Origin of the sequence: Proteiniclasticum aestuarii, from assembly GCF_017368455.1 — a bacterium.
Lineage (GTDB): Bacteria > Bacillota > Clostridia > Clostridiales > Clostridiaceae > Proteiniclasticum > Proteiniclasticum aestuarii.
In genome coordinates, this window is sequence record NZ_JAFNJU010000008.1 from 154676 (window position 1) to 169729 (window position 15054).

The following is a 15054-nucleotide window of genomic DNA, read 5'->3' on the forward strand; positions in this document are numbered from 1 at the left end:
ATTTCGCATCGGTACGGTTTCATGCTATAGATCGTCTTTCTGGAAGGTCTGATCTCTTCTAGGCCCCACTGAAATGATGGAACACCTGATTTCAAGAAGTTCTTCGATTCTTTCGATATACTTTCGCGCATTAAGAGGCATTTCCTCATAACTTGTGGCTTTTGAAACAGAATCATCCCAGCCGTCAAATTCCTCATAGACCGGCTTGCACAAAGCCAGGTCCGCAAGGCTTGCAGGCACGTAGTCGATGAGCTCATCTCCAAGGCGATAACCCACACAGACTTTGATTTTCTCAAGACCTGCCAGGGTATCGATCTTGGTCAGTACCAGTGATGTGAGCCCTGACACTCGGATGGAGGTCTTCACGATGACCAGGTCCAGCCATCCGCATCTTCTGCTTCTTCCTGTGGTGGTCCCATATTCATGACCCTTTTCTCTGATCCATTCTCCGGTTTCATTTTCCAGTTCTGTGGGAAAAGGTCCTTTTCCCACTCTGGTGGTATAGGCCTTGGTGACACCTACAGCCTTTTCGATGGTATTGGGACCGATTCCTGATCCTGCTGCCACCCCTCCAGCGGTTGTATTGGATGATGTGACGAAGGGATAGGTTCCATAGTCGATATCAAGAAGCATACCCTGTGCTCCTTCAAAGAGAACCTTCTTCTTCTTTTTCATCTCTTCATATAGAACCACTGATGTGTCTCTCACAAAAGGCTTCAGTCTTTCACCAAGGGCTTTGTAGGTGTTGTAGACTTCCTCCGGATCCATGGCCTCTCCGCCTAGAACCTTCGTGATATATCTGTTCTTCTCTTCCAGATTCAGCTCGATTTTTTCTTTCAGGACTTCAGGATGCATCAGGTCACATACCCTGATTCCCGATCTTTCCACCTTATCCGTGTAAGCCGGTCCGATTCCCTTTCCTGTGGTTCCTATGTCATTCTTTCCTCTTGCCTTTTCCTTCAGCTGATCCAGCACTTTATGGTAGGGCATGATCACGTTGGCTCGATCGCTGACGATGAGATTGTCCGCAGTGATTGTAAGACCTGTGTCCTCGAGATACTCCACTTCCTTGAAGAACGCAGTCGGGTCCAGCACCACACCGTTTCCGATGATATTGAGTTTTTTCCCGTGTATGATTCCTGAAGGAATCAGATGAAGCTTATACTGTTTTTCTCCTACTTCCACTGTATGACCGGCATTGTTTCCACCTTGGAATCGCACCACCACTTCTGCGGTTTCCGCCAGATAGTCGGTGATTTTACCTTTCCCTTCGTCTCCCCACTGAGCGCCTAATATAACTAAAGTTGACATAAGATTACCTCCGATACAAATTAACAGTCTTATCTTAACAGAAACGTACGTTAACATCAATTTTATTTTTATCATCTGACTCATTCGGAACGCTTGCATCTACACGAATATTATCATCTGTATTTAGTGGGAATGTACAGGTTTCTTATGGGTTCCGGTTATACTTCCTCTTCATTTTTCTGATGGAATCAGGACAAAAGACCATTCTTTCAGGTATAATATACTTAACAGAAATATCAAATAATAATGGTATAAATCAAGATATCACCTTGTCTCCCGAAGGAGGTGCACAGATGAAACTGGAAAAAAACTCAAGCAACCTGAATCTTCCTAACTTAATAACGTTGTTCAGGATATTCCTGATTCCCATATTCCTATATGTTTATTTGAGAAACCCTGAAGAAAACCTCCTCTATTCAGTGGTTATTTTCTTCATTGCAGGATTTTCTGATTTTCTGGATGGATACCTGGCTCGAAAAAATAATCTCGTAACCCCCTTCGGTACGGTCATGGATCCTCTGGCAGATAAGCTGATGCTCCTCACAGCCATCATCTCCTATGCAATCACCGGCGTGATTCCCTACATCATACTGATTCTGGTGGGCATCAAGGAAACCTTCATGATCCTAGGCGGCATCGTCGTCTATAAATGGGGAATCATCAATCCTGCCAACAGGTTAGGGAAGTTTGTGACCTTCTCTTTCTATATCGGCATCTTCACCCTGCTGTTCAGCAAATCTCTTGGTACCATCTTTCTGTTCATATCCGCAGCCCTTGGTTTCATGGCTGGCTTCAGCTATATCAGGACGACCCTTGAAAAGAAGAAGAATCGCTGAGAAGCGTATCATAGAAGGAAAAAGCAGAAAAGCAAGTACCTTGAATGGCACTTGCTTTTCCGCTTTTCTCGTTTTAATCTTCATTGGCCTGAAGATAGGTATCAATAAACTGCTTCGCAGCTTTAAGGATTTCTCTACTTTCCGGAAAGGTGATTCTTTCTCTTGCTTTCTCATAGGGAAGATACTCATAGTCCATCACTTCTTCTTCCTGAATGGACACTCTGGCCATGGAGAACCCCAGATAGAAAGTCACTGTTTTCTCCACACCAGGGATCGGTGAATATCTTGATTTCTCTTTGAACCCATCAATGAGTCTCACCTTCAGTCCTGTTTCCTCCAGAACTTCCCGTATTGCAGCCTCCCGATCCGTCTCATCCTTCTCCTTATGGCCTTTCGGAAAATCCCAATGTGCGCCGTTCTGATGTCTGATCAGCAGAAATTCGCCCTTTTCATTGATGATGACCGCTCCATAGGATCTTTCTTTCGTTTTACCAGTACTTCTTCCCACTCTTACCTCCATCGTTTCACGCATAAACTGACAGGATATTTTTTATTCTACTATTATTATACTATATATTCAGAAAAGTAGCAGGTCTGATATCACCAGACCTGCTACTTTATTTCTATATGAAAGATCAGTAATCCTGATGAACCATGTCAAGCCTTGCAAATTTGGAGTATTGTCCAAGCCATGCCATTTTGACGGTGCCCACCGGACCGTTTCTCTGTTTTGCGATAATACATTCCGCAATATTCTTGTCTTCCGTATCCTGATTATAGTACTCATCTCTGTATAGGAACATGACAAGGTCTGCATCCTGCTCTATGGAGCCGGATTCTCTAAGGTCTGACAGCATCGGTCTGTGGTCCGCACGCTGCTCTGGGGCTCTGGAGAGCTGAGAAAGGGCAATGACGGGGCAGGACATCTCCTTTGCCAGGGCTTTGATGGAACGGGAGATCTCCGATACTTCCTGCTGTCTGCTTTCTCCTTTACCGCTCATCAGCTGAAGATAGTCGATCATGATGAGATCAATCCCGCTTTCCAGCTTCAGTCTTCTGCATTTGGACCTCATTTCTGTAACGGATATACCCGCCGTATCATCAATGTAGATCTTCGCCTGCGAAAGCGGTCCGGAAGCCCTTGCGATATTCTCCCAGTCCTTATCATCCAGATCTCCGTTACGAAGCTTTGTCAGCTCCACGTTGGCTTCCGAACAGAGAAACTTATAGGCCAGCTGTTCCATGGACATTTCAAGAGAAAAGATCGCAACGGATTTTCCTTCTCTTAATGCGGCATACTCAGCCAGATTCAGCGCAAAAGTAGTTTTACCCATGGAAGGTCTTGCCGCGATCAGAACCATGTCCCCTTTCTGGAAACCGGATGTCATACGGTCAAGCTCAGGAAAAGGAGTGGAAACACCTGTCGTGGTTCCTTTGTTGTTGAAGACTTTTTCAATCTCAATGAAACCTCTTTCAAGGATTGTGCTGATCGGCTCAAATCCTCCGGTATTTCTCTTCTCTGCAATGTTGAAGATCCTCTTTTCAGCATCTTCAACCACCACATCCACTTCGTCCTGCTTGGAATAACTGTCATCCATGATTTCAGTGGAAGCTCTGATCAGTCTTCTCAGCATCGCTTTATCTGAAACAATCTTGATGTAGGAAGACAGATTCAGCGTTGTGGGTACGGAAGAAGCCAGTTCTGTGAGGTAGCTGATTCCACCCACATAATCAATCTTGTCGATGGATTTCAGATGGTCTGCCAGTGTGACCAGATCGATGGGCACATCTCTTGTGAAGAGATCCAGAATCCCCTGAAAGATGATTTTATGTCCATCTCTGTGGAAATCGTCCGCATGGAGCTTTTCCAGAACGGTGGCGATGGCATTCTTATCCAGGATCATGGACCCGATGACAGACTGCTCTGCTTCCTGGTTATTGGGCATTATTCGTAGGGGTCTGTTCTCCATGAATTCTCTTCTCCTTATTGCAATACAATTTCAAGCAGTTCTTCGATGTCTTTCACCGAAGTCACTGTTATATCTTCCATGCCCGTGGGCACATCGTTTCTGTTATCATAAGGGACAATCACATGCTTGATGCCTTTTCTTCTTGCACCATAGACTTTTTCAAAGATTCCGCCCACAGGCTTCACTTTGCCTCGTATGGATATTTCACCGGTGATTGCTGTGTCCTGCCTGATGGGTCTATTCAGCAGTGCTGAAATGATGCACACCGTGATGGCGGCGCCAGCAGAAGGCCCATCGATTTTCGCTCCTCCAATGACATTCACATGGATGTCATAGTCGCTCATGTCTTTTCCGGTGATCTTTCTGATAACCGATGCCGCATTGAACACGGAATCTTTCGCCATGCTTCCTGCTGTATCGTTGAATCTTACAACGCCTTTGCCCTTCTGCTTGGATTCATAGACCATGGTCTCAATCTCAAGGGTTGATCCCACGAACCCGGATACTGCCAGGCCATAAATATGTCCGACTTCCCATTCATTGTCATTGGAAATAATCTCATAGGGCGCGATACGGGCAATCTTGATGATCTCTTCCACGTCTTTGACCATTACTGTGATTCTCTTGTCCTCTTCGATTCTTCCTTCGTAAAGAATCGCACCATATGCATCTGCAAGCAGGTTGATGGCTTTACGCCCTTCAATGGTGTAACTGGAAATGAGCTCCGCTGCGCCTTCTTCCAGACTGATCTGGAGCTTCTCTGCCGCGTCCTCTACAATTCGCACAATGTCCTTGGAGGTCAACGGCTCAAAGAACACTTCTGTACATCTTGAGCGCAGGGCAGGGCTTATATCGCCTGGTTCTCTCGTGGTGGCACCAATCAGGACAAAATCCGCCGGTGCTCCCCGGTCAAACAGATACTTCACATACTGTGGTGTGTTGTCGTCATCAGGATCATAATAAGCGGAGGAGAATTCCACCCGTTTATCTTCCAGTACTTTAAGCAGCTTGTTCTGCAGAATCTCATCCAGTTCCCCGATCTCGTCTATGAACAGGACGCCTCCATGAGCTTCCGTCACCAGTCCGAGTTTGGGCTCAGGGATTCCTCCCTCAGCCAGATCTCTCTTGCTGCCCTGATAGATGGGATCATGAACCGAGCCCAGTAAGGGGTTGGTGATCTCTCTAGGGTCCCAGCGAAGGGTTGTTCCATTCACTTCCACAAACTTCGCATCTTCCTCATAGGGCGTAAAGCTGAGTTTCTTCGCCTCATTCAGAGCGATTCTTGCCGCAGTGGTTTTCCCTACTCCTGGTGGGCCGTAGAGAATGATGTGCTGAGGATAGGGAGAGGAGATTTTCGACAGCAGGGACTTCACTGCCCGCTCCTGTCCTATGATCTCATCAAACTGTTCCGGTCTCAGCAGCGCCTGAAGGTTTTTTGAAAGATGCTTCTGATCCAGCTCAAGGAGCTCTTCGAACTTCTTTCTCGTCTTTGCATTCTCTGGACCTTTCTTCTTTCTCAGGACATTCAGTCTCATCTCATCGATGTACTTGTCCTGCTTGTCCATGAGTTCTTTTTCCACTTCTTCTTCCACTTTGCGCTGAACATAGTTTCGTGCGATGATTTCGGAAATCCATTTGTTGGTGTCTTCCACCATCTGGACCAGATCATCCTCCCTTGGCATTGCCAGAGAGGACATCCCATCAGATGCGATCTTATTTACAGCATAAGCACGAGAAAGCGTATCTCCTGCCAGATGCTTCTGCAGTTTATGTTTACTGATTCTTGCTTTTACTGCACCCTTATCCAGGACATTTTCAAGAATGTCCAGCTGAACATTGATTTCCGCCAGAATATCGTTGTCCTCATAGAAGGGTCTATTTGTTGAATTATTCAAATTCTTGCTCCTTTAGTCTTCCTGAACAGTTACTTTAAGTTTTGTACTGATTTCAGGATAAATCTTGACTTCCACATCATAGCTTCCTACAAGCTTGATGGTATTCATCAGGACTTTTTTCTTATCAATGTCAGTACCAAAAGTCTTGTTTAATAGTTCAGTCACATCTTTATTTGTTATGGCACCGAAAAGTCTGCCATTGTCTCCGACCTTTGTTTTGATTACAAGCTCCTTGTTTCTCATCTGATCTGCAATTTTCTGCGCAGCTTCCGTTTCTTCCAGCTTGATTCTTCTCTCGTTCTCTTTTTTGAGATTCACGATATGCAGATTATCCGGTGTTGCTTCCTGCGCCAGCTTTCTGGGAAACAGATAATTTCTTGCATATCCATCTGAAGCTTCCACCACATCTCCCTTTTTACCCATGTTCTTTACGTCTTTCAGTAGTATGATCTTCATAAATTACTCTCCTCTTTTCTGTGTTTATTGATTGCTTCATAGAGCTTCTCATATGCCTCATCCATGGATATGTCGGCAAGTCTAGCACCTGCCATGGTCATATGACCTCCCCCGCCTAATTCCTCCAGAATCAGTTGAACGTTCAGCTCTTTGATTGATCTACCATTTATTATTATATCATTATCTTGCGCGGTTAGTACGAAAGCTCCGTTAATGTCTTTGAAATTTGAAAGCTCATCAGCAGCCTGAGCGGAAACCAGAATATCTTCTGTATCATATACTTTTGCTATGGCGATCTTGTCAATGATTTCCGCATTGCGTATGATTTCCGATTTCAGGTTGAAGCTTTTCAGATCCGAAGCGAACATTTCTCTTACTTCCACCGTTCTCGCACCTTGCCTCTTCAGGAAAGATGCGGCTTCAAAGGTTCTGACGCCCGTTTTGAAATTGAAACTCTTGGTATCCACACGGATTCCCGCAAACAGCGCTTCCGCTTCCAGAATGGACATCTCCGGTTTTTCAAACACATACTGAATGAGCTCCGTGACAAGTTCAGAAGTGGACGATGCATAGGTTTCAATATAGGACAGCATCGCTCCGGTGATCTGGTCCGGTGTTCTTCGGTGATGATCGATGATGACGATTTTTTCAAACTTCTCGATGACACTCTGGTCCAGTACATAATTGTTCGCATGGACATCCACGATGATCAGCGTGTCCTGTGGCTTGATCTTGGCAAGGGCTCTTTGGACTGAAATGATATCTTCCTTGTACTCCGAAACTTCCATAAACTTATTGTACACCGGAAGGATGTTCACAAAAGGCTCTTCATTCAGGATCATCGCCTTCTTTCCAAGACCTCTTGCTATGACCTTGATTCCTACCGCAGCGCCAAAACAGTCCATGTCCGGATTCTTATGACCCATGATGTATATTTTATGACTGTCTTCAATGATGTCTTTCAGTACATTGGATACGACTCTTGATCGAACTCTTGATTTCTTCTCGATCTCCTTGGATGAACCTCCATAAAAAGAAAGATGCTCCGGCGTTTTGATTACAACCTGGTCTCCACCTCTACCAAGCGCGAGCTCTTTGGCTGCTTTTGATAGGTTCTGATTCTCTTCAGGAGAATCTCCCCCTTTGCCGATTCCTATGCTCAGGGTGGGCTCCAGCGTATTACCGTGGTCGATACTCTTGATGCTGTCCAGCACCTGAAATTTCTTTCTCACCTGCTCATTTACGAAGTACTCCGGAACCACCATCATGAATTTGCTGGCTTCGTATTTTCTTACCATGGCTTTCATTTCATGCCCGTAAGCATAAATGAAATTCTCGATTTCCGCCAGAAGAAAAGGTTTTTTCTCCGTATCTATGCTGGCAAGCAGATCGCTGTAGTTGTCCACCTCCACAGACATGACGCAGGATCGTTTCGTTTCTGCTTCTTTGATCAGCGATATGTCATTAAATACCAGCACGCGGAGATGTTCTTCAAATTCATCTGCAGCATGGTCCACCGGAATCACCATGATATGGTATTCCTTGGTGTTGATTTTCGCTTCCACATATCCGCTTTCATGCAATGAAAGAATTTCTTCCTTATTTCCGGGTGTGATTTCTTCCAGTCTGAAGTTATGATTCTTCTTATCAAAGAGATTCAGAGACTCCTGGTTGTACCAGATGATTTCACCATCATCCCGGATCAGCACAATAGGTACACTGGTTTTTTCAATGGTATGCACAATCGATTCTCTCATCTTCGTGATGAGATCAATGACGAATTTCTCCCATCTCTTTTTCTTATAGGTATCCAATGCATTCAGATAGATGATCATCATCGCAAACAGAATAAGAAGTCCCGTAGCGATCAGCCATTGCCCCAATGCATAAAGGGTCAGGATCGCCACAGAAATGATCAGGCTATATAAATAATCACTCTTTCTGAACTCATAATACTTTTTCATACCTGCCCCTCGTTTCATTGCAATATTATTTGGTATTGTTGCTTCGGCTCTTGATTATGGAATAAAGGCCATTCTCTGTCAGTCTTCTGAAGTCGAATGCACTGTCTATGACACCTATTATGGATATTACGGATACAAGGCTGGAAAAAAGGATGAAGACAAGAATGACAATCCTGAACACCTTAGGGTATTTTAGCTTTGCCTCCATATAGTAACTGATCAGAGAAATTCCTCCAATAGTTCCTGCTATGGTGAACAGATTGTTTCCCATCAGCATGATTCCTTCCCCCATGGGGACGCCGAAAGATACGAGCGCAATGCCCAGCATGGCAACAAGCAATGTACCAAGTATGACGAACGCATTGGATTTGATTTCACTCAGTTTCGGTAAGGGCTTCACACGGATGCCAATCTTTCTGAAGACCACTTCTGAAATCTTATAGACAAAAGCAGCGGCTGTCAGAGAGTATAAGGCAAGCATCGTTGGCATGAAGGAAAGCATCATGCGCACATTGATGGACTTAAACATTTCTATGGCCTCATTGCCTTCCATATCCATACCCATAGCCTCATAGGATTTTATCACCTCACTGATGGAAAACTTCATATCCTCTACAAGGACAGCCGCATATTCTGTCATGGTGAGATCGCTGATCAGTTTCAGATCTACTATCACCATGATGCTGACACCGACGGCCACGGCAAGGGCTAAGACGATGAAGTTCATCAGTGGGCTTACATTCTTTTCAATCATGAAAATCAGTCCAGCACCCATAGCGAAGTTGAGCACGATCATGGTTGCTGCATATATCGGGTTGATCAGGATCGAAACCAGTACCAGCGTCACGAAAAAGCTGATGACTGTATTCAGTTTCCCGCCTTTATGATAAATCAGCGCAACGATGATCGGTGCCACCGCCAGTGATATCGTGCTGAAAAACGGTAAGGTTCCAAGAAGCGAGAAGATCACGATAAGTGCCACCAGCAGTGCACTTGTGACTAGTTTCTTTGTATTGCTGTTGTTGTTCATTTCTATCTCCATTTTCTGATTTATTCTGCAAAAGGTTTCACACTGTAATTATAGTACATTTTACTTACGATTTTATCATATATGTTTACAATAATGAATGCAGGATTACCCGCACTCATTATGCTAAACACATCAACTAGCTTATAATATGCAAAAAACCGTGATCCCAAGGACCACGGTTTAAATCATTAATCTTGTGTGAAAGGAAGTAGTGCGATATTTCTTGATCTCTTGATTGATTCAGTTATTGTTCTCTGATGCTTAGCACATGCTCCTGAAATTCTTCTTGGTAAAATCTTACCTCTTTCAGTGATGAACTTTCTAAGCTTCGCAACATCCTTGTAATCTATAGATTCAACTTTATCTACACATAAAGAACAAACTTTTCTTCTTGCTCTTCTTCCTCTAGGATTTCTTTTGAAATCTCTGCTCATGGTTTTCCCTCCTTACCTATTCGTTTAGAATGGAATATCTCCGTCATCAATCGGTGTCATATCATCGAATGATGCCCCATACCCCTGGTTGTTATCGTTCCCTGAATATCCGCTGTTGTTGTCCTGGGTCCTATTGTTGCTGTTTCCCCATTCCAAAAACTGGACTTCTTCTGCAACGACTTCAGTAACATACCTTCTGCCACCATCTTTAGCTTCATAAGATCTGGTCTGAATTCTTCCTGAAACACCCATGAGTCTTCCTTTTGCCATATACTGGGCAGTGGATTCCGCTGATTTACCCCAGATTACTACTGGAATAAAGTCTGCTTCTCTCTGGTTGTCCTTGGAGAATCTTCTGTCAACAGCCAATGTAATTGTTGTAACTGCAGTTCCCGATCCAGGAGTGTATTTCAGTTCCGGATCTTTCGTTAATCTACCAATTAAAACTACTTTGTTCATTGCTGCACCATCCTTACTTATCTAATTTAACAATGATATGTCTGATTATACCGTCGGTAATTCTGAATATTCTGTCTAACTCTTTTGGTAATTCTGGTTCTGCCTGGAAGTTAAATAGAACGTAGATACCTTCATTAACTTTGTCGATTTCGTAAGCAAGTCTTCTCTTGCCCCAAAGATCAACGTTATCAATGATACCACCTTCTGTTTCAATTACACCCTTGAACTTATCTACAGCAGTCTTCACTGCCTCCTCGTCAAATGATGGATGTAGTATGAAAATAGTTTCATAGTTTCTCATCATGTCACCTCCTCCCCCCGGACTAAGGCCATGATTTTCATGGCGGGGATTACATCAGTAAATTTTATCACTTATAGCTACATTATGCAAACATTATTTTTTCTCAATCACTTTTTTTGCATCTTTTTCAAATTTATTGCGGGGCAGCATCACGATCCGATCGCAACCCTTACATTTAATTTTGATATCTGCACCCAATCTGGTGACTTCCCATAAATAACTTCCGCATGGATGCTGTTTTTTCATCTGAACGATGGTGCCGATCTCATATTCCTTAATCACGCTATTCAAACCCCTTAATTTTAATGATGCTTATCTTTGTGATCTTATATAGTGCCTTATACACCGCTCCGGAATCAATCATCTTCTCAACATCTTCTAGTTCCATCTCGGTAAACCTGAGACTAATTCCACAGCTGCCTAATATTTGTGGAGGTGTTGGATATACTGCGTGTGCTATCTTTCTTTGCTTAAACTCCTCTTCGCCCTTAAGCGCATCTGAAGTGTTCTTGTAAACCAGTAAGTAAAAATCCATATCTATCCTCCGTTAAGTCAGTTTCTGATTATATTCTATCCATCATATTATACACGAATACATCTGTTTTTATCCACCTTGCCGAATTCAGAATATATCAACAAAAAGACAATTTTTTCATATTATGCATACCATTGAGTGAACTATGGCTTATAATTATTTATAAGAAGAAAATGGAGATAAGAATATGATTTATTTTGATAACGCATCAACCAGTTACCGCAAACCCCAACGTATATACGATGCTGTTTATAATACAATGATAAATGGTGCAGGCAATTCGGGAAGAGGAGCCAACAGCGTTTCCATGGCTGCCGGTAGAATTCTACATGATTGCAGAACTGAACTTAGCCTGCTTTTTCACTGCGACAAACCCGAAAACATCGTTCTGAAATCATCTGTGACGGAAGCACTAAATACCATACTGCTGGGCCTACTGAAACCTGGTGATCACGTGATTTCCTCTGTGATGGAACATAACTCTGTCCTGCGCCCCCTCGAAAAGCTGCGAAAGGATGGAATCATCACTTATGACCTGCTCCCTTGCGACGATAGCGGAGAAATACTCCTGGATTCACTGTCAGACCTGGAAAACCTGAACACAAAAGCAATCATCTTAAGCCACGTCTCCAATCTGACTGGAACCATACAGCCCGCAGCTCGCATCAGAGAAAGGCTTCGTAATAAGGACATCTACATTATAATAGATGCTGCACAAAGTGCGGGCTATATAAAGGTAGACATGGAATCGCTGAAAGTGGATGCAATAGCCTTTACAGGTCACAAAGGACTGCTGGGTCCACAAGGCACAGGCGGATTCATCATATCAGATCGTATGAATCAGGACATGCGTCCTGTTTTCACTGGTGGTACAGGATCTGACTCCCTCAGTCTGGATCAGCCCCTGTTTCTTCCTGATAAGTTCGAATCAGGAACCCATAACATACCCGGAATCGCAGGACTTCTGGAAGGTGTCAAGTTCATAAAAGAACGAGAGATAAACCGAATCAATGAAGAACACATGTTCTTATCGGAGTATTTTCTGCATCACCTAGATGCTCTTGATAGCATAGCACTTATGGGAAAGCGTACCCCTTCTGGACGTATCCCCAATTTCTCTCTTACTTTCAAGAACATGGATTGCTCTGAAGCTGCATTCATTCTGGAAAACAGATTCAACATCATCAGCCGATCCGGATATCATTGTGCTCCTCTTGCTCATAAAGCTTTAGGAACGGGAGAGACCGGCAGCCTGAGGATCAGTTTCGGGCACTTTACCACAGTCCAGGACATCGATCAGCTGCTGGTCGCTCTGAAATATATCAGTGAGGTGTATCATGGAGAATAATAGAGAATCTTATATAAGAAAGTACGACAAAATTCTCATTTACCTTGTCGTATATACCATCACATTCTTTGCTTTTGTCAAAACGCTTCCTTACACAATTCCATTTGTGCTGGCCTTTATTGTTGCAGCCATTGTCAGCCCGATTGTGAAAAAACTGATTTCCTGGACCAGCAATCAGATTCATCAGAATCTGGTGATACTGGCAACGCTGCTGACTTTTTATGGAATCATTGGAACTCTTGTTACCGCACTCACCATCCGTCTGGTGAATCAGTCCGCTCTTCTAGTCGTGAATGGTGTGAACTATATCAATGAGAATTATGATGCCATTGTCAGATGGTTCCAGAATCAATATGATTGGCTGGCATCCAACATACAAAGCCTGGATCCGGCAATCATCGAATCAGGCAGCGAAATGCTCAGTTCTACTCTGAACTCTTTGAAAGATGTTGTAATATCCATGGGTCGAGCTGTTGGCGGTTTTGCAATTGATACGATTGCAGGTCTTCCTACATTAATGCTGATTATCATATTCACTGTAGTCTGTTCCTTCTTCTTTACTAAGAAATTCATCAACGATCCCGGTTTCATATACAACTATCTGCCTACTTCTGATACCCAGGAGAATCGTGTACGGAACATCATCACAGAAGGCAAGAACATGGTGGTGAGATACAGCCTTTCCTATCTGCTGATCATAATGATTACCGGTGTTATTTCCATGATCGGATATCTGATCCTTGGTATTCCTTATGCTCTGATTCTTGGCCTTGTAACCGCATTTCTTGATTTGCTTCCGGTATTGGGTGTATCAGCTGCCTATATACCACTGGCCTTCTACTATTTCACTCAGGGGAATATGACCATACCGATAGGTCTGGGTATACTATGGATCATTGTGGCTGTTGGCAGAAATATATGGGAGCCGAGGATCCTATCCTCTAGCCTCAACATCAATCCGATCATCACGATCATGGCGATCTTCATTGGTCTGAAAATTGCCGGAATCATCGGCATGTTCTTTCTCATCTTCATGGCTGTGGGATTTAAAGTCCTGCAGACGGTCGGCGTTCTGGACAAATTCAATCAGAAACAAACTGCATCCCAATAAAATAAATCGTCAGTTACGTGAAACACATAACTGACGATTTATTTTATTTCTTTTCCAGCCCTAGGGCCTTATTCATCGCATAATTCTCTTCTTCAGACAATGCATATTTGGAAGTTCCTTTACTAATAGGCTTCGCATAGGATGTACTCATATTTCGTCCGAAGATGCTCGTTATCACGACACCGTCGTTTTTATTGTCCAGCATGGCTACACTGTAGCTTAAATCGCTGCCCACATCATCGAAAGCTTTATATCGTACTACGCCTACTTTCTGAATGCAGTGATTGATCTGATTACTGAGCAGTTTGATTTCTTCTACTGCTAGCTTCGTATCTACATATGAAGTATCTACTTTGCGCTGGTAGGACCTGATCATGTCTTCCAGAGAACCTTTATCGGCGTCTTTCATCATCAGATCGTATCTTTTTTTAAGCTTTCTATTTGAAATCAGCAGTGCTATTGATAAGAAAAACATTACGATAAATACAGTGGCCATAATCAGTATAATGATCGGTAAATTGGCAGTAATATACGTCGATACAATATTGTAATCCATTTTAACACCTATTCTTCTAGTTTCAGATGCTCTAAAATTCTGTTCAGATCATCCATACTATAATATTCTATTTCTATTCTTCCTTTGTTCTTGGCTTTCGGCTTTAATGATACTTTTGTTCCAATGGTTTTTGCCAGTCTTTTTTCAACATCCTTGAAATAGGGATCCAGTCTGATCTTTCTTGCCACAGGTTTCACTTTATAGTAGTTCGTTGCCAGATTCTCCGTTTCTCTTACATTAAGGTTTTCATCGACAACTCTTTGTGCCAACTTGTACTGATCTTCTTTCTCTTCTATAGCAAGTATAGCTCTGCCATGGCCTTCAGATAGTATTTCTTCTATCAGAAACTCCTGTACCCGATCATCCAGATTGACTAACCTCATCGTGTTGCTGATGCTTGTTCTGGATTTGCCGATCTTTCTGGAAAGCTCTTCCTGAGTGAGATCAAAATCACCAAGCAGCCTTTTGTAGGCATTTGCTTCTTCAATCGGATTCAGATCCTGTCTCTGAATGTTCTCGATCAGCGAGATCTCCAGTACTGCTGATTCCGTTATATCCATAATGATAACAGGTACTTCTTTCAGATTCGCTTGTTTGGCTGCTCTCCATCGTCTTTCTCCAGCCACGATACTGTAATCCTCTTTCTCTTTCTGCACAATAATCGGTTGAATCATGCCATGCTCTTTGATGGATTCTGCCAACATCGCTATTTTCTCTTCATCAAAATACTTTCTTGGTTGCTTCTTATTCGGTTTGATCTTATTGATGTCAAGAACTCCAATATTTTCTTCATCTTCAGGTATCAGTTTATCCAATCCTTTACCCAATCCAAATTTCTTAGCCATCAT

General features: G+C 43.2%; 17 protein-coding genes. 3 read left to right on the plus strand and 14 right to left on the minus strand.

Going from position 1 to position 15054, the window contains the following annotated elements:
- Positions 1 to 24: 24 nt before the first annotated feature.
- A complete protein-coding gene (locus tag J3A84_RS11350; RefSeq protein ID WP_207600144.1) occupies positions 25 to 1311 on the minus strand; it encodes an adenylosuccinate synthase in 1287 nt (428 codons plus the stop codon).
- A 293-nt stretch (positions 1312 to 1604) separates the two neighbouring features.
- On the opposite strand from J3A84_RS11350, the gene pgsA reads away from it, so the two are divergent.
- A complete protein-coding gene (gene pgsA, locus J3A84_RS11355) occupies positions 1605 to 2147 on the plus strand; it encodes a CDP-diacylglycerol--glycerol-3-phosphate 3-phosphatidyltransferase (protein WP_207600145.1) in 543 nt (180 codons plus the stop codon).
- Positions 2148 to 2220: 73 nt separating this feature from the next.
- On the opposite strand, the gene J3A84_RS11360 is transcribed toward pgsA, so the two are convergent.
- The 11 genes from J3A84_RS11360 to J3A84_RS11410 all read right to left on the minus strand — a co-directional run bounded on the left by J3A84_RS11360 (position 2221) and on the right by J3A84_RS11410 (position 11191).
- Positions 2221 to 2655: an NUDIX domain-containing protein gene (locus tag J3A84_RS11360; RefSeq protein ID WP_207600146.1), complete on the minus strand. Its 435-nt coding sequence runs from the start codon at positions 2653 to 2655 to the stop codon at positions 2221 to 2223.
- A 127-nt stretch (positions 2656 to 2782) separates the two neighbouring features.
- Positions 2783 to 4117, minus strand: coding sequence for a replicative DNA helicase (locus J3A84_RS11365; protein WP_207600147.1), 1335 nt, complete (start codon positions 4115 to 4117; stop codon positions 2783 to 2785).
- Positions 4118 to 4131: 14 nt separating this feature from the next.
- On the minus strand, positions 4132 to 6012 hold the full coding sequence (gene lonC, locus J3A84_RS11370; RefSeq protein ID WP_207600148.1) for a Lon family ATP-dependent protease: 1881 nt from the start codon (positions 6010 to 6012) through the stop codon (positions 4132 to 4134).
- Positions 6013 to 6024: 12 nt separating this feature from the next.
- Positions 6025 to 6468, minus strand: coding sequence for a 50S ribosomal protein L9 (gene rplI, locus J3A84_RS11375; RefSeq protein ID WP_207600149.1), 444 nt, complete (start codon positions 6466 to 6468; stop codon positions 6025 to 6027).
- Positions 6465 to 8432 carry a DHH family phosphoesterase gene (locus J3A84_RS11380; RefSeq protein ID WP_207600150.1) on the minus strand — a complete coding sequence of 656 codons (1968 nt, stop codon included), beginning with the start codon at positions 8430 to 8432 and terminating at the stop codon, positions 6465 to 6467. The genes rplI and J3A84_RS11380 overlap by 4 nt, the downstream gene beginning before the upstream one ends.
- Positions 8433 to 8457: 25 nt before the next feature.
- On the minus strand, positions 8458 to 9462 hold the full coding sequence (locus tag J3A84_RS11385; protein ID WP_207600151.1) for a DUF2232 domain-containing protein: 1005 nt from the start codon (positions 9460 to 9462) through the stop codon (positions 8458 to 8460).
- Between the two features lie 188 nt (positions 9463 to 9650).
- Entirely contained in the window at positions 9651 to 9896 is a 246-nt protein-coding gene (gene rpsR, locus J3A84_RS11390; protein ID WP_207600152.1) for a 30S ribosomal protein S18, read from the minus strand.
- A gap of 24 nt (positions 9897 to 9920) precedes the next feature.
- Entirely contained in the window at positions 9921 to 10355 is a 435-nt protein-coding gene (locus J3A84_RS11395; RefSeq protein WP_207600153.1) for a single-stranded DNA-binding protein, read from the minus strand.
- Between the two features lie 13 nt (positions 10356 to 10368).
- Positions 10369 to 10656 carry a 30S ribosomal protein S6 gene (rpsF, locus tag J3A84_RS11400; RefSeq protein ID WP_207600182.1) on the minus strand — a complete coding sequence of 96 codons (288 nt, stop codon included), beginning with the start codon at positions 10654 to 10656 and terminating at the stop codon, positions 10369 to 10371.
- Positions 10657 to 10749: 93 nt separating this feature from the next.
- Entirely contained in the window at positions 10750 to 10938 is a 189-nt protein-coding gene (locus tag J3A84_RS11405; protein WP_207600154.1) for a DUF951 family protein, read from the minus strand.
- 1 nt (position 10939) lies between these two features.
- The gene (locus J3A84_RS11410; RefSeq protein ID WP_207600155.1) at positions 10940 to 11191 is read right to left on the minus strand and encodes a putative Se/S carrier protein; all 252 of its coding nucleotides are present in this window, start codon (positions 11189 to 11191) and stop codon (positions 10940 to 10942) included.
- 187 nt (positions 11192 to 11378) lie between these two features.
- On the opposite strand from J3A84_RS11410, the gene J3A84_RS11415 reads away from it, so the two are divergent.
- Together J3A84_RS11415 and ytvI are read left to right on the plus strand one after the other, a co-directional pair.
- The gene (locus J3A84_RS11415; protein ID WP_207600156.1) at positions 11379 to 12539 is read left to right on the plus strand and encodes an aminotransferase class V-fold PLP-dependent enzyme; all 1161 of its coding nucleotides are present in this window, start codon (positions 11379 to 11381) and stop codon (positions 12537 to 12539) included.
- Positions 12529 to 13650: a sporulation integral membrane protein YtvI gene (ytvI, locus tag J3A84_RS11420; protein WP_207600157.1), complete on the plus strand. Its 1122-nt coding sequence runs from the start codon at positions 12529 to 12531 to the stop codon at positions 13648 to 13650. Before J3A84_RS11415 ends, ytvI begins: the two co-directional genes overlap by 11 nt.
- Positions 13651 to 13693: 43 nt before the next feature.
- On the opposite strand, the gene J3A84_RS11425 is transcribed toward ytvI, so the two are convergent.
- Together J3A84_RS11425 and J3A84_RS11430 are read right to left on the minus strand one after the other, a co-directional pair.
- Positions 13694 to 14206: a DUF4446 family protein gene (locus tag J3A84_RS11425; protein WP_207600158.1), complete on the minus strand. Its 513-nt coding sequence runs from the start codon at positions 14204 to 14206 to the stop codon at positions 13694 to 13696.
- Between the two features lie 8 nt (positions 14207 to 14214).
- Positions 14215 to 15051 carry a ParB/RepB/Spo0J family partition protein gene (locus tag J3A84_RS11430; protein WP_207600159.1) on the minus strand — a complete coding sequence of 279 codons (837 nt, stop codon included), beginning with the start codon at positions 15049 to 15051 and terminating at the stop codon, positions 14215 to 14217.
- Positions 15052 to 15054 lie beyond the last annotated feature (3 nt).